26 protein-coding genes and 14 tRNA genes are annotated in these 21611 nt (G+C 42.2%); 12 read left to right on the top strand and 28 right to left on the bottom strand.

What is annotated here, in order from left to right:
• The first annotated feature begins 38 nt into the window (after nt 1-38).
• Together C6Y02_RS18305 and C6Y02_RS18300 are read left to right on the top strand one after the other, a co-directional pair.
• On the top strand, nt 39-692 hold the full coding sequence (locus C6Y02_RS18305) for a TerD family protein (protein ID WP_106031920.1): 654 nt from the start codon (nt 39-41) through the stop codon (nt 690-692).
• Between the two features lie 22 nt (nt 693-714).
• Entirely contained in the window at nt 715-1506 is a 792-nt protein-coding gene (locus C6Y02_RS18300) for an AIM24 family protein (protein ID WP_034665541.1), read from the top strand.
• A gap of 28 nt (nt 1507-1534) precedes the next feature.
• Here C6Y02_RS18300 and C6Y02_RS18295 read toward each other — a convergent pair whose 3' ends face one another.
• From C6Y02_RS18295 to C6Y02_RS18280, 4 genes are all read right to left on the bottom strand, one after another.
• Nucleotides 1535-1843, bottom strand: coding sequence for a hypothetical protein (locus C6Y02_RS18295; RefSeq protein ID WP_034665329.1), 309 nt, complete (start codon nt 1841-1843; stop codon nt 1535-1537).
• Nucleotides 1844-1886: 43 nt separating this feature from the next.
• Complete coding sequence (locus tag C6Y02_RS18290) at nt 1887-2291, bottom strand: phage holin family protein (protein WP_060597096.1); 405 nt, start codon at nt 2289-2291, stop codon at nt 1887-1889.
• Between the two features lie 156 nt (nt 2292-2447).
• Nucleotides 2448-2639, bottom strand: a complete 192-nt coding sequence (locus C6Y02_RS18285; RefSeq protein ID WP_034665322.1) for a hypothetical protein — start codon at nt 2637-2639, stop codon at nt 2448-2450.
• A 121-nt stretch (nt 2640-2760) separates the two neighbouring features.
• Nucleotides 2761-3198 carry a Dps family protein gene (locus C6Y02_RS18280; protein ID WP_003217576.1) on the bottom strand — a complete coding sequence of 146 codons (438 nt, stop codon included), beginning with the start codon at nt 3196-3198 and terminating at the stop codon, nt 2761-2763.
• Between the two features lie 133 nt (nt 3199-3331).
• Between C6Y02_RS18280 and ytzI the strand changes: the two genes are divergently transcribed.
• Nucleotides 3332-3478 carry a YtzI protein gene (ytzI, locus tag C6Y02_RS18275; RefSeq protein ID WP_106031919.1) on the top strand — a complete coding sequence of 49 codons (147 nt, stop codon included), beginning with the start codon at nt 3332-3334 and terminating at the stop codon, nt 3476-3478.
• A gap of 7 nt (nt 3479-3485) precedes the next feature.
• Here the strand turns inward: ytzI and C6Y02_RS18270 are convergent, their stop codons facing one another.
• Together C6Y02_RS18270 and C6Y02_RS18265 are read right to left on the bottom strand one after the other, a co-directional pair.
• The gene (locus C6Y02_RS18270) at nt 3486-3920 is read right to left on the bottom strand and encodes a FixH family protein (RefSeq protein WP_106031918.1); all 435 of its coding nucleotides are present in this window, start codon (nt 3918-3920) and stop codon (nt 3486-3488) included.
• A gap of 114 nt (nt 3921-4034) precedes the next feature.
• Nucleotides 4035-4508 carry an S-ribosylhomocysteine lyase gene (locus tag C6Y02_RS18265; RefSeq protein WP_003217624.1) on the bottom strand — a complete coding sequence of 158 codons (474 nt, stop codon included), beginning with the start codon at nt 4506-4508 and terminating at the stop codon, nt 4035-4037.
• A gap of 126 nt (nt 4509-4634) precedes the next feature.
• On the opposite strand from C6Y02_RS18265, the gene yidD reads away from it, so the two are divergent.
• Nucleotides 4635-4859, top strand: a complete 225-nt coding sequence (gene yidD / locus C6Y02_RS18260) for a membrane protein insertion efficiency factor YidD (protein ID WP_106031917.1) — start codon at nt 4635-4637, stop codon at nt 4857-4859.
• Nucleotide 4860: 1 nt separating this feature from the next.
• Here yidD and C6Y02_RS18255 read toward each other — a convergent pair whose 3' ends face one another.
• Nucleotides 4861-5427: a beta-class carbonic anhydrase gene (locus tag C6Y02_RS18255; RefSeq protein ID WP_034665310.1), complete on the bottom strand. Its 567-nt coding sequence runs from the start codon at nt 5425-5427 to the stop codon at nt 4861-4863.
• 212 nt (nt 5428-5639) lie between these two features.
• Between C6Y02_RS18255 and C6Y02_RS18250 the strand changes: the two genes are divergently transcribed.
• Nucleotides 5640-6629 carry a metal ABC transporter substrate-binding protein gene (locus C6Y02_RS18250; protein ID WP_106031916.1) on the top strand — a complete coding sequence of 330 codons (990 nt, stop codon included), beginning with the start codon at nt 5640-5642 and terminating at the stop codon, nt 6627-6629.
• Nucleotides 6630-6701: 72 nt separating this feature from the next.
• Here the strand turns inward: C6Y02_RS18250 and C6Y02_RS18245 are convergent, their stop codons facing one another.
• Complete coding sequence (locus C6Y02_RS18245) at nt 6702-6944, bottom strand: type B 50S ribosomal protein L31 (RefSeq protein WP_034665302.1); 243 nt, start codon at nt 6942-6944, stop codon at nt 6702-6704.
• A 175-nt stretch (nt 6945-7119) separates the two neighbouring features.
• Between C6Y02_RS18245 and C6Y02_RS18235 the strand changes: the two genes are divergently transcribed.
• The 4 genes from C6Y02_RS18235 (at nt 7120) to C6Y02_RS18220 (ending at nt 9963) form a co-directional block, all read left to right on the top strand.
• Entirely contained in the window at nt 7120-8451 is a 1332-nt protein-coding gene (locus C6Y02_RS18235) for a cytochrome ubiquinol oxidase subunit I (RefSeq protein ID WP_034665295.1), read from the top strand.
• Between the two features lie 21 nt (nt 8452-8472).
• Nucleotides 8473-9519: a cytochrome d ubiquinol oxidase subunit II gene (locus tag C6Y02_RS18230; RefSeq protein WP_181185487.1), complete on the top strand. Its 1047-nt coding sequence runs from the start codon at nt 8473-8475 to the stop codon at nt 9517-9519.
• Between the two features lie 68 nt (nt 9520-9587).
• Complete coding sequence (locus C6Y02_RS18225) at nt 9588-9746, top strand: DUF1540 domain-containing protein (RefSeq protein WP_008360682.1); 159 nt, start codon at nt 9588-9590, stop codon at nt 9744-9746.
• Between the two features lie 25 nt (nt 9747-9771).
• Nucleotides 9772-9963 (top strand): hypothetical protein, encoded by a 192-nt coding sequence (locus C6Y02_RS18220; RefSeq protein ID WP_034665287.1) that lies wholly within the window; start codon nt 9772-9774, stop codon nt 9961-9963.
• A gap of 106 nt (nt 9964-10069) precedes the next feature.
• Here C6Y02_RS18220 and menC read toward each other — a convergent pair whose 3' ends face one another.
• The 6 genes from menC to C6Y02_RS18190 form a co-directional block, all read right to left on the bottom strand.
• A complete protein-coding gene (menC, locus tag C6Y02_RS18215; RefSeq protein ID WP_106031915.1) occupies nt 10070-11194 on the bottom strand; it encodes an o-succinylbenzoate synthase in 1125 nt (374 codons plus the stop codon).
• Nucleotides 11191-12642, bottom strand: a complete 1452-nt coding sequence (locus C6Y02_RS18210) for an o-succinylbenzoate--CoA ligase (RefSeq protein ID WP_223250512.1) — start codon at nt 12640-12642, stop codon at nt 11191-11193. Before C6Y02_RS18210 ends, menC begins: the two co-directional genes overlap by 4 nt.
• 71 nt (nt 12643-12713) lie before the next feature.
• A complete protein-coding gene (gene menB, locus C6Y02_RS18205) occupies nt 12714-13532 on the bottom strand; it encodes a 1,4-dihydroxy-2-naphthoyl-CoA synthase (protein ID WP_034665273.1) in 819 nt (272 codons plus the stop codon).
• A 14-nt stretch (nt 13533-13546) separates the two neighbouring features.
• Nucleotides 13547-14371: a 2-succinyl-6-hydroxy-2,4-cyclohexadiene-1-carboxylate synthase gene (menH, locus tag C6Y02_RS18200; protein WP_106031913.1), complete on the bottom strand. Its 825-nt coding sequence runs from the start codon at nt 14369-14371 to the stop codon at nt 13547-13549.
• The gene (gene menD / locus C6Y02_RS18195) at nt 14356-16098 is read right to left on the bottom strand and encodes a 2-succinyl-5-enolpyruvyl-6-hydroxy-3-cyclohexene-1-carboxylic-acid synthase (protein ID WP_034665266.1); all 1743 of its coding nucleotides are present in this window, start codon (nt 16096-16098) and stop codon (nt 14356-14358) included. The genes menH and menD overlap by 16 nt, the downstream gene beginning before the upstream one ends.
• Nucleotides 16091-17509 (bottom strand): isochorismate synthase, encoded by a 1419-nt coding sequence (locus C6Y02_RS18190; protein WP_106031912.1) that lies wholly within the window; start codon nt 17507-17509, stop codon nt 16091-16093. Before C6Y02_RS18190 ends, menD begins: the two co-directional genes overlap by 8 nt.
• 382 nt (nt 17510-17891) lie before the next feature.
• On the opposite strand from C6Y02_RS18190, the gene C6Y02_RS18185 reads away from it, so the two are divergent.
• From C6Y02_RS18185 to C6Y02_RS18175, 3 genes are all read left to right on the top strand, one after another.
• Nucleotides 17892-18830, top strand: a complete 939-nt coding sequence (locus C6Y02_RS18185; RefSeq protein WP_034665260.1) for a 1,4-dihydroxy-2-naphthoate polyprenyltransferase — start codon at nt 17892-17894, stop codon at nt 18828-18830.
• Nucleotides 18831-18947: 117 nt separating this feature from the next.
• Complete coding sequence (locus C6Y02_RS18180) at nt 18948-19682, top strand: TraR/DksA C4-type zinc finger protein (RefSeq protein WP_106031911.1); 735 nt, start codon at nt 18948-18950, stop codon at nt 19680-19682.
• Between the two features lie 86 nt (nt 19683-19768).
• Nucleotides 19769-20245, top strand: a complete 477-nt coding sequence (locus C6Y02_RS18175) for a TspO/MBR family protein (protein ID WP_034620862.1) — start codon at nt 19769-19771, stop codon at nt 20243-20245.
• 77 nt (nt 20246-20322) lie between these two features.
• Here the strand turns inward: C6Y02_RS18175 and C6Y02_RS18170 are convergent.
• From C6Y02_RS18170 to C6Y02_RS18105, 14 genes are all read right to left on the bottom strand, one after another.
• A tRNA-Glu gene (locus C6Y02_RS18170) sits at nt 20323-20394 on the bottom strand.
• 7 nt (nt 20395-20401) lie between these two features.
• Nucleotides 20402-20492: transfer RNA gene (locus C6Y02_RS18165), tRNA-Ser, on the bottom strand.
• A 3-nt stretch (nt 20493-20495) separates the two neighbouring features.
• Nucleotides 20496-20570: transfer RNA gene (locus C6Y02_RS18160), tRNA-Asn, on the bottom strand.
• A gap of 6 nt (nt 20571-20576) precedes the next feature.
• Nucleotides 20577-20653 (bottom strand) — tRNA-Ile (locus C6Y02_RS18155).
• Between the two features lie 17 nt (nt 20654-20670).
• Nucleotides 20671-20744 (bottom strand) — tRNA-Gly (locus C6Y02_RS18150).
• 11 nt (nt 20745-20755) lie between these two features.
• A tRNA-His gene (locus tag C6Y02_RS18145) sits at nt 20756-20831 on the bottom strand.
• A gap of 27 nt (nt 20832-20858) precedes the next feature.
• Nucleotides 20859-20931: transfer RNA gene (locus tag C6Y02_RS18140), tRNA-Phe, on the bottom strand.
• An 18-nt stretch (nt 20932-20949) separates the two neighbouring features.
• Nucleotides 20950-21026, bottom strand: a tRNA-Asp gene (locus C6Y02_RS18135).
• A 4-nt stretch (nt 21027-21030) separates the two neighbouring features.
• Nucleotides 21031-21107 (bottom strand) — tRNA-Met (locus C6Y02_RS18130).
• 22 nt (nt 21108-21129) lie between these two features.
• Nucleotides 21130-21222, bottom strand: a tRNA-Ser gene (locus C6Y02_RS18125).
• A 7-nt stretch (nt 21223-21229) separates the two neighbouring features.
• Nucleotides 21230-21306 (bottom strand) — tRNA-Ile (locus tag C6Y02_RS18120).
• Between the two features lie 4 nt (nt 21307-21310).
• Nucleotides 21311-21384, bottom strand: a tRNA-Met gene (locus tag C6Y02_RS18115).
• Nucleotides 21385-21409: 25 nt separating this feature from the next.
• Nucleotides 21410-21482: transfer RNA gene (locus tag C6Y02_RS18110), tRNA-Ala, on the bottom strand.
• Between the two features lie 7 nt (nt 21483-21489).
• Nucleotides 21490-21566 (bottom strand) — tRNA-Pro (locus C6Y02_RS18105).
• Nucleotides 21567-21611: the final 45 nt, after the last annotated feature.

The raw sequence follows: 21611 nt of genomic DNA, 5'->3' as shown, positions 1-21611 counted from the left end.
ATAAGGGTTTGTCCTATCACGACGAGGAGGAAAACAGCATGAGTATAACAAATGGGTCAAAACAAAAGAAAGATCAAGCGCTTCCGCTCAGGAAAAATGAGAAAGAAGACGCACCTCATGAGGTGATCAAGAAACACCTCATCAAAGGACAAAAGCTAGATTTAACAAAAGACAATCCAAATATTGACCAAATTCATATCGGGCTTGGCTGGGATCTGGCTGGCCAGCCAATTGATTTAGATACGCAAGTGTTTCTCTTAAATGAAGAGGACAAGCTGTTGTCTCCAAGCCATCTGATCTATTATCATCAGCAGCAAAGCTTAGACGGGGCTGTTCGTCATCTTGGTGATCATCAATTTGGCGGCGGGTATCGAGACAATGAAATGATCATTATGCAGTTAAGCAGAGTCTCACCTGATATTCATAAAATCGTCGTAACAGCCACAATACATGATGCACACGAGCGCAAGCATCATTTTGGACAAGTGACCAACGCCTACGTGCATCTTACTGATCAAATCTCGCAACAAGAGATTTGTACCTTTCAATTAACAGAAGATTATTCGTATTGTACCTCCATCATTTGCGCTGAACTCATAAGAGATGAGGACGAATGGGAAATTATCGCGACTGGGCAAGGAACTACGCTAGATTTAAATGACTTATGCCGCATCTACGGATTCACATCTTGACGCAGGAAAGGAGCCGGCACCAATGGGATTTCATTTCAACACGATAGAAGAACTCACTTTACAAGCAGAAGGCAGCGGAATCTTTTTTGCGAAAAAAGGCGCAATGATTGCCGATCAAGGAACGTTTCAATACCGCAAACGACTACTCGGGACAAATAAAGGAAATATGGTCAGTCAAGTATTTAACCACATCAGCAGAAAATTGACAGGTGAAAACCTTGAGGTGATGGAAGTGAGTGGACAAGGTACTTGTTATTTAGCTGATTCCAGCGAGCACGTGACAGTGATTAATCTTGAGCCGAGCGGTCCTTGGCAGCATGTAAGTGTAGAAAGTGAAGATCTACTTGCCTTTACTGAGGAGTGTCATTACGGCGTGACACCAGTAGGCGTTGGTATTTTATCACAGAAAGGACTGTTTACATCAAAGCTCTCCTATCAAGGCCACGGAGCGCAGGTCGCCATTAAAACGAATGGAAACCCGCTCATTTTAAAAGCCCCCTGCCGTGTAGATCCTGACGCCATTGTCGCTTGGACAGGCAAAGCACCGAAGGTCAAATTAGATGTGAACTGGAAAACCTTCATTGGACAAACATCTGGTGAATCCTACTTATTTGAGTTTCAAGAACAAGACCAAATTGTCATTATCCAGCCATCTGAGCGCACATCTGGCTTACGGGTTGGTTTAGATGATAACCGCTACAAGCCTCAAAGCCAGAGCTCTTCTCATGATTTCACTAATTCACAGACATCACAGCAAGAGAATAAAGGCGGGCTTAGTGACCTGATCGGAGGCATCTTACAACCGCGAAAATAAAGCATGTAGAAAATCTCTACATGCTTTTTCAATTCATTAATCCATTTGTTTCAATAAAGTTCTTTGTCTCTTCATTCCCGAGCTCATAAATCATTGAGTAAATCTCTTGTCTTTTTCGATCCATTTCATCATTCGGACTGTCATAATGATATTCTAGAAACGGAACATGCGCTCGAAAGAAGCCTTTCCAATCTGTCATATATTGTTCATCGAAATAGTCTCTCAGCTGCAAAATTTGATCATCATCTGCTTCTATTTGAAATTGCCAAGCCGCCGCATCTCTATGCTGCGATATCGACCCATCCTGTACAGATACATAATATGTGTGTCTCGCCATCTGATTCATCCTTTTTCCTTTAGTATGACCAGATATGAAGAAATTACGGCTTTTTGCGTAATTTATTTTTCAACATGTCCAACACATCAATAAACAACTGTGGAATGGGAATTCCGAGGGCATTGGCTGTCGAGACGATTTGGTAAGATTCATAAATAATATAAAAGATGATCGCTAAATCCTTAATCATCCCATTTGTCTTCAGCATGACATCGAAGAAATGCGCCATCGATATTAAGGAGACCGTCACAATCTTTCGAACAAGCCGTGTAAAAAAACGTTTCATTGTGAGCTGCCCAGTCAAAGATTCTCTTAGGCTTGAACAAATTAATTCGATGGCCATCAGTGTCACTAATATCATCAGTAAATATCCTGCTCCACCAAACAGAAAGCCCATCGCTGACAAACTGACTGTAAACAACGAAAAGATGCCTAAATCCTTGCTCACATGGCATCAACATCCTTTCAAAGTGGAACTCCTTACCTCAATAGTATATGCCGGATCCACGCAATAGCTTGGACGACAAAAAATAAAGGCGTCGTCTTTTAAATCAGACAGAGTGATGACAAGAAAAAAAGCCGCCTTGTGCGGCGGCTTCCATTCTTAGACTCTGACATCAATAAAGCGAGCGTCTGAATCCTTTGGCTGAACAGCTTGAGGCTGCTGCTGAACTTGATCCAGCATGACCATAGCTTGTGCTGTATTCGTAGCAAGCTGTGAATTCAACAAACTAATATTGAGTGTTCTTTGAATGCTCGCGACTTGTTGACTCATCATTCCTGCAATGGAAGACATCTTCTCCCCTCCCTTCTCTTTTCTCTTCGGCTGAAAGCCCTATGATTTCAATGGGCTGTCTGTCACAAATCCATCAAAAAAGAATGCCGATCTTATGATCGACATTCCTTTCACATTCGTATTATCCTAAAAATGCTTTAAGCATCCAGTTGTGTTTCTCAATAGATTGATGTATCGCAAGCAGCATATCACCTGTTGTTTCATCGCCAACTTCTCCAGCCAGCTCCATTCCTTGCTTTAATTCCTCTGCGATATTGGAGAAATCATCATATAGATTTTTCACCATTTGCTCCGCTGATTCATTGCCTTCAGCTTCTTGAATGCTAGAAATTTCTAAGCATTCTTTCATTGTCGCAACAGGCTGTCCATTTAACGCAAGCATACGCTCAGCCAAATCATCAATGTATGTCGCTGTTTCTGTATAAAGTTCCTCAAATTTCTCATGGAGTGTAAAGAAGTCTTTTCCCTTTACGTACCAATGATAGTTATGTAATTTCACGTAAAGCACAGTCCAATCAGCTACTTGTTTATTGACGACGTTTAATAATTTTTCAGACATGTTCATTCCTCCTTATGTAATTGCGTTTATAGTATGAGAATACCCTTTTCCTATTATACTGAAACCTGCCATGAATTTCTTCTATTTTGACTGCATGAAATATATGTTAATATGGAAATAAGGAGGGAGTTAGATGCTGTTACTTGGGATTATCAGCTTTATCATTATCTCAATCGTTGTCTTTTTATCACTGTGGACAACATCGAAGGCTTATGAATATAAGCATAAAATCGATTCACCACAGGATGTTGAACCAAACCAACGTCCTAACCCTAAATAAATCGCACTTAATGATGTGAGGTTTCTGCTTCAGTAGATGAACTCTCTTTTTTCACATCACCTACGTGGATGTTCGTCTTCGGCATATTATGCTGCTGTTTAGCTGTCACATGGACTTGTATGATATAAAGGCCATCTTTTTTAAAGGCTGTATGCAATTCATATACACCTTTGTTCTCTTTCTTTGGCTGAATCATCTTGCTGTTATCTTTGTCACCATCTTTCCACACTTCAAATTGAACATCGTCTGCATCATCAACAGGGGTATCACCATATGTGACAGCTGCTTTTACTATAACGCTTTCATTTTTCCCCACTTGCTCAGGTCCTGTAAGCTTCACTTCTAATAGCTCAGGCACCTCCCCTTTGCCGCTATTTGCTGCAGAGTTCCCACATGCACTTAGTAACATGAGCATCAAAATCATTCCCAACATTTTTCGCATCCCGAGTTTCCCCCTTCTTTTACTGACATGTCCATTTTAACAAATATCCCCTATTTTGACATCTCATGATCGAATTCAAAAAACCGGACATCAACATGTCCGGTTTATGATCTATTAACCAAATACTTTTAGGAGCTCTTCTTGATCTTGAGAAAGCCAGAAACGCATCAAACGTTTTGCCCCTTCAAGGTCATGAAGCTTCGCTTGGCCGCATTGCTCTTCGTTTGCAGCAGGAATCTCTGTTACCTCAACTGCATCCTTGAATGTTGCATCAAGAAGTTCAACGATCTCTTTTGGAGTAGGTGCACCACTGACCACTAAATAGTAGCCTGTCTGGCAGCCCATTGGAGAAATATCAATGATATCAAAATGATCGTATTTCTCTGAGTGTGTTCTAATGTTAAACGCAAGTAAATGCTCTAATGTATGAATCGTATCAGGTTTCATCGCCTGCTTGTTAGGCTGACAAAAACGAATATCAAATTTATTTACTTCCCCATCTGATCCCACTTTATGAACGCCACAATGACGAACGTATGGCGCTTTTACAGCATTATGATCAAGTTCAAAGCTTTCAACTGAAGGCATAATCACCACTCCTATAATTGCAATTTCCTATATTATAACATATTTCTCCGACCAGCTTAGTTTATAAAACTTTCCTTCCTTGTCCTTTTTTCTTATACTGTGAAAGACAGACAAGGAGGAACCTCTATGAAACAAATTTTTATCGGCTTCATACGCTTTTATCAAAAATGTATTTCCCCTCTTACACCGCCTAGCTGCCGGTTTTACCCAACATGCTCAAACTATGGGCTAGAGGCGATCAAAACGCATGGCGCTTTAAAAGGCGGCTGGCTCACCATCAAACGGATTTTAAAATGTCATCCGCTCCACCCTGGCGGCATCGATCCTGTCCCGCCGAAAAAGGAAAAATAACTTATTTTTCTTCATATCCGTTGACGACTAAGTCAAGCTTGCCTGTTCCAGGATCAATGACAAGACCGTGCACAGGCACATCTGATGGAAGAAGCGGGTGATTTTTTACAACGGACACACTGTCCTTCACGCTCTCTTCAACAGAACTAAAGCTTTTGAGCCACTGTTTAAAGTCGATTCCTGAGTATTCCAGTACTTCAATACGCTTTTCTGGAATACCACGCTCAATGGCTTTGTTTAAAAGTGTTTGACTGTCTATTTTGCTCATACCACAATCATGATGCCCAATGACATAAACCTCGTCAGCATTTAATTCATAAACAGCCACTAAAATGCTTCGCATGATACTTCCAAATGGATGAGAAACAAGAGCACCAGCACTTTTAACGATCTTGATATCTCCATTTTTCATGTTCATTGCACGCGGAAGCAGCTCGACAAGTCTTGTATCCATACATGACAGAATGACAGCTTTTTTCTGTGGAAACTTCGTTGTTGTAAATTCTTCGTATTTCTTTTCTTCAATAAACTGTTGATTATATTCGATGATTTCATCTAAAAGTTTCATACGTTTGCCCATTCCTTTATCTTTTTTAAAAATAAATATAGCACAATGTGAGAAATTTCGTCACGTTTTGCAGCGCATTTTTTTAAAGGAAACATCTGCTGATGAAATTTTTTTATTTTCCTCTTTTCAAATCGTAATTATTACGATACAATAACTCAGGACATTAAATCGTAATCATTTCTATCTAATAGATTGAGAGGAGACATTTCTACATGAAAAAAATCTTTTATATTTTAACAGCTGCTTTATTTGCGATCGGTCTTGCCGCTTGCTCAAGCAGTACGGGGACAAATGCTTCAAAAGGAAAGGCAGACGGGAAACTAACCATTTACACCACGATCTTCCCGATCCAAGATTTCACTGAAAAAATTGGCGGTTCTCACGTTCATGCACAAAGTGTGTACCCTGCCAATGCAGATGCACACAGCTTTGAACCAAGTTCAAAAACGATGGTTGAAATGGCTGAAGGTGACGCCTTCATCTACAGCGGTACAGGAGCTGAAGCATTCGCTGATAAAACCGCTTCTACGTTAAAAGACCAAGGCGTGAAAACAGTCAAAGCAGCCGAAGGCATCAAATTGTTATCGACAAAAGAAGAGCATTCACATGAAGAAGGCGAAGACCATGATCACGACCATGAAAGTGAAGCTCATGACCATGATGAACACGACCATGGAGATAAAGATCCTCACGCATGGTTAGACCCAGTTTATGCACAGCAAATGGCGAAAAACATTAAGGACACTCTCGTTTCATTAGATCCAGATCATAAAGACGAATACACAAAAAACTATGAAAAACTAAAAAAGGATTTGCAATCGCTAGATCAAGAGTTCAACACAACGTTATCTAAAGCAAAACATAAAGAAATCCTTGTTTCTCACGCAGCTTACGGTTATTGGGAAAAGCGCTATGGCATTGAGCAAATCAGTGTATTAGGATTATCCGCTTCTGAAGAGCCTTCACAAAAGCAGCTCGAAAGCATTGTACAAAAAGCTGAAAAGCATCACATTCAATATGTGATTTTTGAAAACAACGTCAGCAGCAAAGTATCAGATACAATCCGCAGTGAAATTGGGGCAAAAAGCCTCACACTTAAAAATCTAGAATCTATTACTGAAGATGATGCCAAAAATGGCGAAAGCTACATCAGCTTAATGAAACAAAATCTAAAGACCTTAAAAACCGCTTTAAATGATTAATTACTAGAACCTCGGGTGATCATCCGGGGTTTTTTGCTGCAAAAAAGCACACCATTGTAGGTGTGCTTTTTATTACATTTGATATTTTTTCTTAAACAACTCGGCTCTTCCGCCTTTTTCTCCGAATTTTTGTCGTCCTGTATAAAAAGGATGCGTATCAGAGCTTGTTTCTACTTTAATCACAGGATACGTTTTCCCATCTTCCCATTCTACTGTCTCATTGGATGTCTTTGTCGATTTACTCAAGAAGCGGTAACCGCTGTTTACGTCCATAAATACAACTTCATGTGAGGTTGGATGAATATCTCTTTTCAATGTCAAAACTCCTTTCGTTATCAAAACGTAATGATTACGCTTTATATTTATATTTTACTCCCTCTTTTACAACTTGTCAAAAATCAAGCTTTCTTAGTCAGGAAGAATAATCTAAAAATGGTGGAGAATAATAACATCATGAAAAAGAGAAGCGATAAGAAAGGCGGAGAAAAAATTGACTGATCTCGTTTTAGCTAGAAGCCTGTTCGGCACAACCATGGGCTTTCATATTATTTATGCCTCGCTTGGCGTCGGCATCCCGCTAATGATTTTGTTAGCTGAACTCATCTTCCAAAAAACGAAGGATCCTCACTATGCTGTCATGGCCAAACGGTGGACGAAAGCGCAGGCTGTCTTGTTAGGTGTCGCCATTCCAACAGGCACGATTGCTGGTACCCAGCTCGCTCTTCTATGGCCAGGTTTTATGGAGGTCATCGGAAAGGTCATGTCACTGCCATTTCAGATTGAAATTTATGCGTTCTTTATTGAAGCATTATTTATGTCTATTTATGTGTACGCAGCGGATCGCCTATCACCTGCTATGCGCATCATTACCGTTATTTTTGTCGTGATTGGCGCAGCCGCTTCAGCGATTCTGATCACAAACGTACATGCGTTTGAAGGAACACCTGCTGGCTTTCAAATGGTCAATGGAGAGATTACAAATATCGAGCCTTGGAAGGCCTTTTTCAATCCAAGCTTTGTGGTGACTGCGACACATGTCGTGCTGTCTGCTTTTACAACAGGTGCTTTTGTGATTGCTTCGGTGGCCGCTTTTAAAATGCTCAAAACAAGAAAAAATGAGAAACTCTATACTTTTCATCGAAAAGCCCTTTTTCTTGGACTTATTGTAGGAGGCCTTTTCTCATTTCTTACGGCCTTAAATGGTCATGAGTCTGCTCAGCTTCTGTATGAATATCAGCCTGAAAAGTTAGCCGGTGCTGAAGGTTTATTTGAAACACAATCACATGCGCCTCTTGCAATAGGTGGTTTTACTGATGCCGATTCACAGGAAATTAAAGGAGCAATTGAAATCCCTTGGGCGCTTAGTTTTCTGGCAGGAAATAGCTTTGATACGGTGGTCAAAGGCTTAAATGATTTCCCTCGTGACGAGTGGCCGCCTTTATTTATTCACACATTATTTAACGGCATGGTTATCATTGGCTCAGTCCTCATTTTGTTTGCGGTGTTAGCACTGCTTTACCGTAAAATTTTAAAACGCGAACATTATCCGAAGTGGCTCCTTTTTCTTTACTTATTCGGCGGGCCCCTTAGTCTTTTGGCCATTGAGTTCGGCTGGATCTTTGCATGTACAGGCCGTCAGCCATGGGTCATTTATCGAATGCTCAAAACCTCAGAGGTCGTCACATCATCCGGTTCAATCGGTACGCTCTTTATCCTTTTTGCCATTGTCTATCTCATCTTAGGCATAGCAACCGTTATTGTACTGACGTACTACTTTAGAAAACATTCGATTGAAGAAGACCTACGGTTAACAGAATCTTAAAAAGGAGCGATCTAGATGCAAATGGATGTTACAACTGATGCGCTCATTGCAATCACCATCTTATGGGGATTCGTTTTTATCTATGCAGTGATGGCATCAATGGATTTCGGCGCAGGATTTTGGTCGATGATTTATATGAATAGAGAACAAACAAAGGCCGCTAATATTGCAAATAAATATCTTTCTCCAACATGGGAAGTGACAAACGTCTTCATTGTGGCGATTGTTGTCGCATTGTTTAGCTTGTTTCCAGGTGCGACCTTTGTACTTGGTACCGTTTTATTAATACCCGGCAGCATCATATTGTTACTTCTTGCACTGCGAAGCGGGTTTCTCGTGTTTTCTCATTCACTCCCTAAAAAATACCGAAAAGCGGTTACTTACATTTCAGGGATAAGCGGCTTTATCATTCCGTCCATCCTGATCATGGTTCTTCCGATTACTCATGGTGGATTTATCTTTCAGGAGAACAACGTCTACTCATTAGATCTTGGACTGGTCTTTACGAGTGCAAATGTCTATTCTTTTGTCGGCTTTGCCATTTTCAGCACCCTTTTTCTTTCGTCTTTGCTTTTAGCTGATTTCTCTAATGTGGCTGATGAAGATGAAGCTTACAGCATTTATAGAAGAGGGGCTCTCATTACGGGTCCGCTTTCACTCTTGATGGCCTTTTTTATCATGCTGACATTAAGAAGCGAGGCCAATTGGCTGTTCACAAAAATGATGCAGAACATTCCTATTCTTCTTGTATCACTCCTGATGTTTTTGCTAGCAGGACTGGCTCTATTTTTACCAAACAGCCGGTTTAAGCAGCGGAAAGGCCGGCCCCGTTTAGCTGTCATTGCGATTACCATTCAATATTTTTTAGCAAGCTACGTGTACGGACGTGCCCATTTGCCTTATATGGCCTATCCAGATATTACAATCATGTCTGGATTTACAGACCCTGTCACATTTAGAGCATTGTTTATCACTTATATAGTAGGTTTTATCATCTTATTCCCTGGGTTCTATTTCTTCTGGAAATTGTTTATGAAGGATAAGCGCTATATTCGTCAGGAAGATTAACATGAATGGACGAGGTTCATTTCGGTTACATTATAGAAGAAAGACATACTCAAAAGGAGGTCATCTGTATGAGTCAAAAAATCCTTTGTGAAGTCAATAACTGTTCCTATTGGAATGCTGGAAACCGCTGTGGGGCAGATGCAATCTATGTCGTCAGCCACACAGGAAATACGGCTGAAAAAAGTGAAGAAACGGATTGTAAAACGTTTAAACCACAAGATCTTTAAGTCTCATTAAAGGAGGCGCTTCACATTGAAACACGATCGGCTGCTTCAAACGTTTTTTGACGAAATTCATGACGCGGACGAAGCCGCATTTTATCAGGCTGCTCACTCCTTTTTAAACCTTTGGGATTATGAATATGGCCATGCAGCAGACATGCCCAATGAAATGAATCACTATATCGGACAGCTTGCTTACGACAGCGAGCTTGTAGAAGAGTAAGAAAGAGCGGTGATCCGCTCTTTCTTTCTTGATGAGACAGGAAGGAAAAACTTTCTCTCACTATACATAGATTTTATTGGATGTGCAAAAGGTGATTCACTCGTTTTCACATCACAAAATCATGTTTTGTAAACACGTCAATTTTATCTGAAAAAGAACGAAGCGCTTGATAATCCACTTCTACGCCCATTCCTGGGGAACGAGGTACCTCAATAAAACCATTCTCAACCTTGATTTCAGGAAAAATGATATCTTGCTCCCAATATTTTGATGAAGCTGAAATATCACCTGGGATTATAAATTGAGGAAGGGAAGCAAGTGCCACGTTCTGCGCGCGGGAAATGCCTGTTTCAATCATCCCTCCGCACCATAATGGAATTTGATGCTCCTTACTGAATGTATGGATTTTAAGGGCTTCTGTCAGCCCCCCAACTCGTGAAGGCTTCACATTAATAATTTGACAGCTGCCAAGCTCTACAGCTTTTCTAGCATCATCTAAAGAACAAATACTTTCATCCAAACATATCGGTGTTTTTAAATGCTTTTGCAAATGGCGATGATCCACGATATCATCTGCAGCTAATGGCTGTTCAATCATTAATAAACGAATGTCATCGAGCTGCTTGAGCTTGCTAATATCCTTTAATTCATAAGCAGAGTTTGCATCCGCCATTAATGGAAGGTTAGGGAAAGACTCTCTAATTTTTTTAAGAAGTCCAAAATCCTGTCCCGGCTTAATTTTCACCTTCACACGCTGATAGCCTTGGTCAACATATTGCTGAATTTGTTTCAGCATGTCGTCAATGGGTCCTAACCCCGCCACAACACCAGAAGGTATTCTCTCTTTGGTGCCGCCTAATACATCGCGTAACGACTTATTCTCACGCTTCGCATAAATATCCCAAACAGCCGCTTCGATTCCCGCTTTCGCCATCCTATTACCTTTAAATTGGTACAGGCTGTCTGGTATTTCTGAAGGGTGTGTAAAGGTGCGTGTCAGTACATTCGGTATAAAGAAAGCTCTCAGCATATGATAGCAAGTCTCAATGGTTTCTTCTGTATACCATGGAGAAGAAAAGGCTGACACCTCTCCCCATCCAGTCAATCCTGTTTGATCTTTTACCTCGACAATAATAAACTCACGCTCTGAGATGGTTCCAAGACTTGTTGTAAATGGTTGCTTGAGCTTCATCGTGACATGATATAAAATCACTCGTTCAATTTGAATCATCTAAAAACCCCTTTGATCCTGAGTCTGTGCCTCTGCAATTTATTCGACGCATTTCTTGGCAGCTCGTCCACAAAGTGAAAAGCGGCGGGCCATTTATATTTTGCTAAATGCGACTCACATAAAGCATAGAGCTCATTCTCCGGTATCTTATGGTCTGTGACAAGAAAGGCAGCCGGTACCTCTCCCCATCTATCATCATACATACCCGTTACTCCGGCTTCTTTTACATGCGGATGTGTTAACAGAACCGCTTCAATTTCAGCAGGATAAATATTCTCACCGCCAGAAATAATTAAATCTGAACGGCGGTCAAGCACAAATAAGAACCCTTCCTCATCCACATAGCCAATATCACCCGTTTTCAGCCAGCCTTGATCAAAGGCAGCTGTGGTTGCTTCTTCACGGTAAAGGTACCCTTTCATGACATTTGCCCCTTTCACCATAATTTCGCCATGCTCAAAAGGACGACAAGTGCGTGTACCATCTTGAATTTTCAGCTCACACCCAAAAAGGGGTTTTCCCGCTGATCCAAGCTTCTCTACACTAAATTCAGGCGCAAGGGTCACAATTTGTGAACAGGTTTCCGTCATACCGTACGATTGAAACACAGGGAAGCCTTTCTCTTTGCTTTCTTGAAGCATCGCAAAAGGCGCAGGTCCTCCGCCTAATAAAAGACAGCGCAAAGAAGACGGGCATTCTTCCAGTCTGCTTAATAAACGGGATAACATCGTTTGAACAACAGATATCATCGTCACACGATGCTGTTCAATAGAATCCTTTACTTCATCGACATCAAACTTCTCATGAAGTACGACAGTCATCCCATAGATCACAGACTTAAATAAAGCGGATAACCCGCTAATATGAAAAAGAGGCAGTGCAATAAGCCAGCGGTCATCCTCTCTGATGCCCATATTGAGTGCAGAGGAAACGGCACTATGAAAATGATTGCCAAACGTTTGCTCCACGCCTTTTGGGCGTCCTGTTGTGCCAGATGTATACATGATGGTCGCTGTTTCATTCAAATCAAATTCGCTCTCGATTTTCTTTTCATTATCTTGACCTGCTTCAGGTAAAGTCTCCATTGTATAAACGGGGAGATCACCTTTATGATCACTGGCATAAACAGGTTCAGTTAATAAAGCGGCTGCTTTTGCATCTTCAAGCTGATAGCGCCTCTCAGCTTTTGTTAACTTATTGTTCAATAGCACGATTTTTAATCCTAATGAAAAACAAGCATGAACAAGCATCACCATTTGAGGCTGATTGTTCATCAAAAGCCCAACCGTTTCCCCTTTTTTCAATGATGCATCTGCAAGTCTATTAGAAAGCTCATTTACTTCATCAGCTAAATCGCGAAATGTCCACTTTTTATCCTGATAAATGAGCGCGACTCTTTCTGGCGTTAAATAAGCACGGTACAGCAGCCAATTAGGTTGCTTCATCATGACACCTCCTCTTCTTAAAAGAAAACAGCTTAGTCTGATGCACTAAGCTGTTTTTCATCGATATGATTGAATCAAGGGAAACGCGGGAACTGACCGAAGTCAGGCTTGCGTTTTTCCTTAAAGGAATCGCGTCCTTCTTTTGCTTCATCTGTTGTGTAATAAAGAAGTGTCGCATCTCCTGCAAATTGTTGAATTCCAGCTAATCCATCCGTATCTGCATTAAATGCAGCCTTCAAGAATCGTAAAGCAGTCGGGCTCTTTTCTAGCATCTCCTCACACCACTTCACAGTTTCTTCTTCAAGCTGCTCTAATGGTACAACTGTATTGACAAGTCCCATATCAAGCGCTTCTTGTGCATTGTATTGACGGCATAAGTACCAGATTTCTCTCGCTTTCTTATGACCAACAATACGTGCAAGGTAGCCTGAACCATAACCAGCATCAAAGCTGCCTACTTTTGGACCAGTTTGTCCAAAAATCGCATTATCTGCTGCAATTGTCAGGTCACATACAACGTGAAGAACGTGCCCGCCGCCGATTGCATAACCAGCAACCATTGCAATCACCGGTTTTGGAATCACACGAATCAAACGCTGTAAGTCTAATACATTTAGACGCGGAATTTGATCGTCTCCTACATAGCCGCCATGGCCGCGTACTTTTTGATCCCCACCAGAACAGAATGCTTTGCCGCCAGCTCCTGCAAGTACGATTACACCAACATTTGAATTATCACGAGCACGTGAAAATGCATCAATTAATTCACTCACAGTCTTTGGTGTAAACGCGTTATGTACATGTGGACGATTAATCGTGATCTTTGCGATCCCATTGTACGTTTCATATAAAATTTCGTCATATTGACGCTCAGTTTGCCATTCAATAGCCATCAATAGTTCCTCCTCTAATCTTGCGTAATAAACTCACTTACTATTTTACCAAAAAAATGTGGTTGTTCCACATGAACTGTATGCCCAGCCTGCTCAGCCAATATGAATTGACTGCCTTCAAGCTCCTGCTGCATACGTTTGGCGATATTGCAGAACTTTTCATCAAGCGCTCCGCAAATCAACAAAACAGGTAAATTCATATGCTTTAAAGCCTTCCAAACAGAGGGCTGCGAACCTGTTCCTAGGCCTTCTAAGCTGCGAGCCAGTCCAAGTGGATTGGCTTTCAGCCTTCCCTCTCTCAGTTGAGCCTGCGTTTCAGCTGATAAAGTTTTCTGCGAAGCAAACAGTGGAATACTCTCCCAAAAATCCACAAACTTCACTAAACCTTCATGTCTAAGTTTCTGAGCGAGTTGATGATCGTGTTTGAGTCTTGCCATCCGCTCTTTAAAAGTGCGAAGCCCTGGAGAGGTACTCTCAAGGACCAATTTGTTGACACGATCTGGATAACGAGAGGCAAATGATAAAGCAATACGTCCTCCCATAGAATATCCGAGAATATTCACTTTGTGAAGCTTTAATTGGTTTAAAATCTCTGCAAGATCTGCCAGCTGATGCGACATCGCATATCTTCTCATACTTTCTGGTGAGTCCGTGCGGCCATGTCCAAGCAAGTTGACTTGAATCAATCTTGTATTCACCATATAACCATTCAAGAACGTCCAAGAAGCCGCGCTTCCAGTGAAGCCATGTAAGCATAGCGTGGCATTCTCAGCCAATGGATTCTGATCCACCACCTCGTACGCCACACCATCACGCATCCGTATTATGAAAGAAGACATTCTTTTTTCACTTCTTCCAATATGTCATCCATCATTTGACGATGTTTGCTTACACGAGAATGCCGATCAGTTTCAATTTCAATTAAATGAAGTCCAGGCTCTTCTATATGCGCCATGTAGACATCATGTAATTCTTGTTTCGTTGACGGTTTCGAATAGGTTCCCCCATACAGCTTCGAAGCATACTCAAAATTCAGTCCAGTCGGCGTTCCGAAGAGTTTTTCATAATACGGTTCATCAGACGCCTGTGGAAGGAAAGAAAAGATGCCTCCCCCATCATTGTTTAACAACACAACCGTCAGCGGAATGTCCAGCAGCTTAGCTGCAAGCAAACCGTTCATATCATGATAAAATGATAAATCTCCAATCACTAAGGTGACTGGCTGTTTCAAAGCCGCATACGTGCCAAGTGCTGTAGACACAACGCCATCAATGCCATTGGCTCCTCGATTCGCCATCATCCGAAAAGGCTTCGATTGCGCTTCAAAAAATGTATCCACATCACGAATCGGCATACTGTTTCCGATAAAAAGGACACTCTCCTTCGGCAAGAGATGCTGAAGCTGACGGTACACATTTCCCTCAAATGACAGATTCTCATCAGAATAATGGGATGCATGCGTTCTGAATGAAGAATTAACATTCTGCCAGCGTTTTAGAAAACTTGTATCCTCACGTTGATCCGCTCTCTTGAATACTTCATCTACAAAAGTTGCCACATCACTTTCAATGACGTATGAAGCACTCAATCCAGGATCTCGAAAACCTCCGGCAGCATCAACGACAATCTGATTCACTTCCACATGTTTTTCCAGCCACTTGAATAAAGGTTTGGACACAGGCATCGGTCCAAAACGAATGACCATATCCGGCAATAGATGCTGCTGCAATGCTTCATCTTTCAATAATGAATCATACGCATCAATAATAAGATCTGCATGTTCATGACCATTTCGCAAATGAGAAAGCGGGTCCGCTAAAATCGGAATATGCAAGGCTTTCGAAAGACGTAACACTGCCTCTTTCTCTTCCTGCGTATGAAGTTCACCACACACAATCAGTCCCTTTTTGGAATGGTTCATGACCGTCACGATTTCAGACATCACATCATCATTTGGGAAAGCCTGTCCTGCAGCTATGACCTTTTTTCGGCCTGTTTCTTCTCGCTCAAAAGGATCAATAGACAAATCAGGAAGCAATGGTTCTCTCAGAGGGACATTGATCTGAACAGGTCCCTTCGGCTCTTGCATTGACATATGATTTGCTCTTGCCGCAGCCGTCTGAACATAGCGTAACATCGTCTGACTTTCTTCTGGCAATGCTAAGTCTGTGAACCATTTAACAAACTTACCGAATAAGAATTGCTGATCAATCGCTTGAGGTGCCCCAACTTCCCTCAATTCGTGCGGCCGATCAGCAGTTAAAACAATAAGTGGTACACGGGAATAATGTGCCTCTACAATGGCTGGGTAAAAGTTAGCAGCTGCCGTACCTGATGTACAAATAAGCAGCACTGGTGCTTGACTTGCTTTTGCAAGACCAAGCGCATAAAAAGCAGCAGACCGTTCATCCACTAATACATGAACATTGATGTCTTGATGGGCAAGAGCCAGCATCGCAAGCGGGGTTGAACGGGAACCAGGACAGACAACCGCTTCCTTCACACCACCTTGTACAAATTCATCCATCAATCTGCCAATATATGTTGTCATGATTTGATTATTCAATCGGACGACCTCCAAGAGCAGATAGCATTGGTCTTAATTTCACTTGCGTTTCCTCGTACTCCTGCTTTGCAAGGGAATCCTCTACAATGCCGCAGCCAGCGAATAAACGAACATGGTCTTCCTCAATAAGACCTGACCGAATGGCGACAGCAAATTCTCCATTATCCTGAGAGTCAATCCAGCCCACCGGCGCCGCGTACCAGCCACGCTTCAACGGTTCGATTTCACGAATGACCTCAACCGCTTTTTCCTTCGGATATCCGCCTAATGCTGGCGTCGGATGGAGCTGTTCAATTAATGAAAAGAGGGAACAGCTGCTTTTAATTTCTCCCACAATCGGTGTAAACAAATGCTGAATGTTTTTTGTTTTATAAAGACTAGGTTGATTTGGTTTGTGCACGTGAAGGCAATTGGCCTCAAATGCTTGCTGAATCATATTGACGACAATTTGATGTTCAATCAAATTCTTCTCATCATGCAGCAGTTCCTCGCCTAATGCTCGATCTTCCGCTTCATCTTTTCCTCGAACAATCGAACCTGCTAAACAAGATGAAAAGACCTCGCCGCCGCTTTTTTTTACTAAGCGTTCCGGCGTAGCTCCAACAAATGCTTGTCTTCCTTGTTCAACCGCAAATACATAACTCGTTGTTTGATGCTTTAATAATTCTGCTAACAGTGGAGCAAGTTCAATTTGATTTTTATAGTGAAGCAAGACTTCTCTTGCTAAAACAACCTTTTCATATTCGTTTGCACGAATGCGGTCTGTCGCTTCTTGGATCGCCTTCATCCATTCCTTCACATCTAGTTCTTCCATATGAACAAGTTCAGCTTGTCCATCATGTCTGAGCGGTAATGTTTCGAAATGAGAGGCTTTTTGTTCTAATTCTTGAATGAGCTGATGAACATTCCCGTCCACCTGCTTCCATTCATTGATCGTAAGAAACGTGCCTTCTTTCGAGACAGTGAGCATCATCGATGGCACAAAAAAATGAGCCTCGCCAAAAGCTTCCCAGTGACGCGCCTTCTCTTCATACGGATCAAATGAGAATCCTCCAAATAAAAGCGGACCAACAGCCGCTTGCCTTAAATCCTTCTCATCATGAAAATGGAACATGTGCTGCTTCAACTGTTCCCATTCTTGATGGACTATATCAAATCGTTCCTTGCCTTGCTCAGTTGATTTAATGACGGCCGCTCTGCCAAGTCCAGAAAATATCATTTGGCTTTCTGGATCAGACCAAAAAAACCGCTCGCCTAAAAAATCCGCTTCGCCGCTTTGGAAAAAGGCAAGAGGATCCAGATCGTCAACTCTTCTGGAGTAGCTTATCAAAACAGCATGGTTGACGTTATTCGCTTCTTCTAATGTCGCAAGCGCTTCCTGCCGGAAAGTACTTTGCACTGTTGTCACCATGATACATTCCTCCAAAATCCATGAAATAACATAAAAAAATAAAACCATAATGAAAAAATACATGAACATTCGAGTATGTCGAATGGCCTGCTTTTCTATTATAAACCTTAACAGATGAACTTAGTAAAGAAAACAGCTTTTAAAACCTCGAATCCTTATTATATCACGCTTTCTAGATTTTTTCGCTCCTGCTTCTTGAAACGAGAGCATCTAAAGGAAAAATGGCAAGTCCTGTTCTAAGATCAAGCTTTCTCTCGATATGGCAACGATTAGCAAACATCTTTTTCCGGTTTCATCGCATCAATATATTGACACCTTTTTGAACTTTGCTAAACTGGAATTTGGACGTGTACGTATTTTTTTATTTAAAGGAGTATATTTTATGCAGCATCAATCGATATCAGATCAGCTTTCACCGATTAAGCCTGATAAGAACTGGCGGATTTGGTGGAATTTACTACGACCGCATACATTAACAGCGGCATTTATTCCCGTTACTTTAGGAACTGTTCTAGCACTTCCAAGTGGTCAAATACATGTTGGGCTATTTTTAGCTATGCTGTTGGCATCTATGTTTATCCAAATCGCAACGAACATGTTTAATGAGTACTTTGATTATGTTCGCGGATTGGACAATGAGAAATCTGTTGGCATCGGTGGAGCCATTGTAAGAAACGGTGTGAAGCCAAAAACAGTCCTCGGCCTCGCTTATGCACTATTTGCGCTTTCTTTACTACTAGGGGTGTATATTTGCATGATGTCTAGCTGGTGGATTGCACTGATAGGACTCATTTGTATGGCAGCAGGCTATTTCTATACCGGCGGCCCTGTACCCATTGCATATACGCCGTTTGGAGAACTTGTGTCAGGTGCTTTTATGGGACTAGGAATCATCTTGATTAGTTTCTATATCCAAACAGGCACACTGACATCTAAAGCTTTTCTCGTTTCACTACCAATTTCTATTTTAGTTGGTGCCATCTTACTATCGAACAATATCCGCGATTTAGACGGCGATAAAGAAAATGGACGAAAAACACTTGCAATCCTTGCTGGGCGAAAAGCTGCAGTGAACATTTTACTTTCCATGTTTTTGGTCTCATATGTACTTATTTTTGTTTATATCTTCACAGATATTGTCGGCCTTTGGAGTCTTCTTGTTTTACTCAGTGTGCCAAAAGCATATACAGCTATCAAAGAATTTAAGCAAAAAGAAAAACCAATTGAATTAATGAATGCCATGAAATCTACAGCTCAAACCAATACATTTTTCGGTTTCCTGCTGACAATCGCTTTGATCTTACAATACTATATTGCGTAACAAAGAACGCCTGCAGCCGCAGGCGTTTTTTCATGAGGAATTGCTTCAAATTGGAACTAGTCTTGCAGACAAAATTGCTCATACTAACATTATGTTTGATATGAAAGGATGATCGCTTTGTTGTCTAAAGACGAATTACATCATTTGAAGCAGCGACTTCTCGATGAAAAGCAAGAACTCGAAGCTAAAAGCCATGACGATGAACAAAAAGTATCATTTCCTTATGATTCGCTCGGAGAACTGTCAGCCTATGATAACCACCCAGGTGATCAAGGGACAGAGCTATTCGAACGCGGGAAAGATATTGCGTTAAACAGTTTGGAACATGAACATTTGTTAGACATCAATGAGGCACTTCAAGCCATCACAGACGGCTCTTATGGCCTGTGCAAGGTCTGTAAGGCCCCTATTCCAAAGAAACGCTTAGAAGCCTTGCCTAGTGCCGTCACATGCACAGAGCATTCAAAAGAACAAACCGTTTCACAAAACCGTCCGATTGAAGAGGATTTATTAAGTCCGCCATCAGGTCAATTTGAAAATGAAGAAAGCGCAGCCTACGATGGAGAGGATGCATATCAAGACGTAGAACGCTATGGAAACTCTGATACCCCGTCCGATATGGAATTCCCTCCATTGACATACGATGATGTGTATACGCAATCAGAAGATGAAGATTATGTGGAGGACTATGAAGGATTCGCAGCAGCTGATATTGAGGGCAAGGCAAGCAAGGTATATCCAAATAAAGCCCACGAAGCCTATGAAGAGGCATTAGACGAAGAAGGTGTCATGACGGTATTTGGTGACTTGAAGCCGTACGAAGAAGAACCTTATACAGAAGAAAATCATTAGTCCCCTCATATTGGGGGCTTTATGTTTATATCATGTAATGATTGGGAAATCACTTTAAGAGTGAATTTGATTGGAGGAGATTCTTAATGGCAAGAAAAAGTATCATTTGGGCAGTGGTTGTCTTCTTTATTACATATGCATTATTCTCTATTGCCGGATTCTTGTTTCCGATTGACAGAGAGTGGTATGATGCACTGAATAAACCGGAATGGACACCAAGTGGTGGTGTAATTGGTGCTGTGTGGGCTGTCTTATTTGCTCTGATCTCGTTGTCTGCAGCGATCATTTATGGAAAGTACGGATTTCAAAAAATCACTTTACCATTTTGGATTCTTTTTCTTTTAAATTACGTATTTAATCAAGCCTTTAGCTTTTTTCAATTTACACAAAAAGATTTATTTGCCGCTACGATCGACTGCCTGCTTGTAGCACTGACAGCACTTGCACTTGTCATCGTCTCGCGTAAACTAAGCAAAGTCGTTCCAATTTTACTGATCCCTTATGTCTTATGGGGCTTCTTTGCGACATACTTGTCTTATACGATCTATTCCATGAATATGTAAAAAAAGACCGCTATGATGGCGGTCTTTCCTTTTGAAGAAAATAAAAAAGAGATCTTTGACAAGACCTCTTTTAAACATGACCCGTACGGGATTCGAACCCGTGTTACCGCCGTGAAAGGGCGGTGTCTTAACCGCTTGACCAACGGGCCAGATAAATGGCGGAGAAGGAGGGATTTGAACCCTCGCGCCGCTTGCGCGACCTACACCCTTAGCAGGGGCGCCTCTTCAGCCACTTGAGTACTTCTCCATTTGGCTCCGCAGGTAGGACTCGAACCTACGACCGATCGGTTAACAGCCGATAGCTCTACCACTGAGCTACTGCGGAATATCATGGTGGGCCTGAGTGGACTCGAACCACCGACCTCACGCTTATCAGGCGTGCGCTCTAACCAGCTGAGCTACAGGCCCATGAACGGATATACAAATGGAGCGGGTGATGGGAATCGAACCCACGACATCAGCTTGGAAGGCTGAGGTTTTACCACTAAACTACACCCGCAAAAATATGTATGGGGCGATTGATGGGAATCGAACCCACGAGTGCCAGAGCCACAATCTGGTGCGTTAACCACTTCGCCACAACCGCCATACTGTCAATATTTTTTTATAAAAGTGGCTCGGGACGGAATCGAACCGCCGACACACGGATTTTCAGTCCGTTGCTCTACCAACTGAGCTACCGAGCCAAGTATTCTTTTTGAAAATGGCGGTCCGGACGGGACTCGAACCCGCGACCTCCTGCGTGACAGGCAGGCATTCTAACCAACTGAACTACCGGACCATTTTGGTTGCGGGGGCAGGATTTGAACCTGCGACCTTCGGGTTATGAGCCCGACGAGCTACCGAACTGCTCCACCCCGCGATGATATGGGTATTAAAAAATATGGCGGAGGAAGAGGGATTCGAACCCCCGCGGGCTTTGACACCCCTGTCGGTTTTCAAGACCGATCCCTTCAGCCGGACTTGGGTATTCCTCCGTATAGATGGTGGACCTTGTAGGACTCGAACCTACGACCGGACGGTTATGAGCCGTCTGCTCTAACCAACTGAGCTAAAGGTCCTTTATAGCGGCGGAGGGGATCGAACCCCCGACCTCACGGGTATGAACCGTACGCTCTAGCCAGCTGAGCTACACCGCCATGATCAAAATAATCTTTTAAAAAGTGGAGCCTAGCGGGATCGAACCGCTGACCTCCTGCGTGCAAGGCAGGCGCTCTCCCAGCTGAGCTAAGGCCCCATAAAGATGGTCGGGAAGACAGGATTCGAACCTGCGACCCCTTGGTCCCAAACCAAGTGCTCTACCAAGCTGAGCTACTTCCCGATCTTAATGGCGCGCCCGAGAGGAGTCGAACCCCTAACCTTTTGA

The sequence above is a fragment of the Bacillus sp. NMCC4 genome (assembly GCF_002998555.1).
Taxonomy (GTDB): Bacteria; Bacillota; Bacilli; order Bacillales; family Bacillaceae; genus Bacillus.
Note: the sequence above shows the minus strand (reverse complement) of the source record. Positions and strands in the feature narration are given on the sequence as shown.

What these genes read in the sequence shown, in the direction of transcription:
- C6Y02_RS18305 (WP_106031920.1), top strand. Translation starts at nt 39, where the DNA reads ATGAGTATAACAAATGGGTCAAAACAAAAGAAAGATCAAGCGCTTCCG.
- C6Y02_RS18300 (WP_034665541.1), top strand. Translation starts at nt 715, where the DNA reads ATGGGATTTCATTTCAACACGATAGAAGAACTCACTTTACAAGCAGAA.
- C6Y02_RS18295 (WP_034665329.1), bottom strand. Translation starts at nt 1,843, where the DNA reads ATGGCGAGACACACATATTATGTATCTGTACAGGATGGGTCGATATCG.
- C6Y02_RS18285 (WP_034665322.1), bottom strand. Translation starts at nt 2,639, where the DNA reads ATGTCTTCCATTGCAGGAATGATGAGTCAACAAGTCGCGAGCATTCAA.
- C6Y02_RS18280 (WP_003217576.1), bottom strand. Translation starts at nt 3,198, where the DNA reads ATGTCTGAAAAATTATTAAACGTCGTCAATAAACAAGTAGCTGATTGG.
- ytzI (WP_106031919.1), top strand. Translation starts at nt 3,332, where the DNA reads ATGCTGTTACTTGGGATTATCAGCTTTATCATTATCTCAATCGTTGTC.
- C6Y02_RS18270 (WP_106031918.1), bottom strand. Translation starts at nt 3,920, where the DNA reads ATGCGAAAAATGTTGGGAATGATTTTGATGCTCATGTTACTAAGTGCA.
- C6Y02_RS18265 (WP_003217624.1), bottom strand. Translation starts at nt 4,508, where the DNA reads ATGCCTTCAGTTGAAAGCTTTGAACTTGATCATAATGCTGTAAAAGCG.
- yidD (WP_106031917.1), top strand. Translation starts at nt 4,635, where the DNA reads ATGAAACAAATTTTTATCGGCTTCATACGCTTTTATCAAAAATGTATT.
- C6Y02_RS18255 (WP_034665310.1), bottom strand. Translation starts at nt 5,427, where the DNA reads ATGAAACTTTTAGATGAAATCATCGAATATAATCAACAGTTTATTGAA.
- C6Y02_RS18250 (WP_106031916.1), top strand. Translation starts at nt 5,640, where the DNA reads ATGAAAAAAATCTTTTATATTTTAACAGCTGCTTTATTTGCGATCGGT.
- C6Y02_RS18230 (WP_181185487.1), top strand. Translation starts at nt 8,473, where the DNA reads ATGGATGTTACAACTGATGCGCTCATTGCAATCACCATCTTATGGGGA.
- C6Y02_RS18225 (WP_008360682.1), top strand. Translation starts at nt 9,588, where the DNA reads ATGAGTCAAAAAATCCTTTGTGAAGTCAATAACTGTTCCTATTGGAAT.
- menC (WP_106031915.1), bottom strand. Translation starts at nt 11,194, where the DNA reads ATGATTCAAATTGAACGAGTGATTTTATATCATGTCACGATGAAGCTC.
- C6Y02_RS18210 (WP_223250512.1), bottom strand. Translation starts at nt 12,642, where the DNA reads ATGATGAAGCAACCTAATTGGCTGCTGTACCGTGCTTATTTAACGCCA.
- menB (WP_034665273.1), bottom strand. Translation starts at nt 13,532, where the DNA reads ATGGCTATTGAATGGCAAACTGAGCGTCAATATGACGAAATTTTATAT.
- menH (WP_106031913.1), bottom strand. Translation starts at nt 14,371, where the DNA reads ATGTCTTCTTTCATAATACGGATGCGTGATGGTGTGGCGTACGAGGTG.
- C6Y02_RS18190 (WP_106031912.1), bottom strand. Translation starts at nt 17,509, where the DNA reads ATGGTGACAACAGTGCAAAGTACTTTCCGGCAGGAAGCGCTTGCGACA.
- C6Y02_RS18185 (WP_034665260.1), top strand. Translation starts at nt 17,892, where the DNA reads ATGCAGCATCAATCGATATCAGATCAGCTTTCACCGATTAAGCCTGAT.
- C6Y02_RS18175 (WP_034620862.1), top strand. Translation starts at nt 19,769, where the DNA reads ATGGCAAGAAAAAGTATCATTTGGGCAGTGGTTGTCTTCTTTATTACA.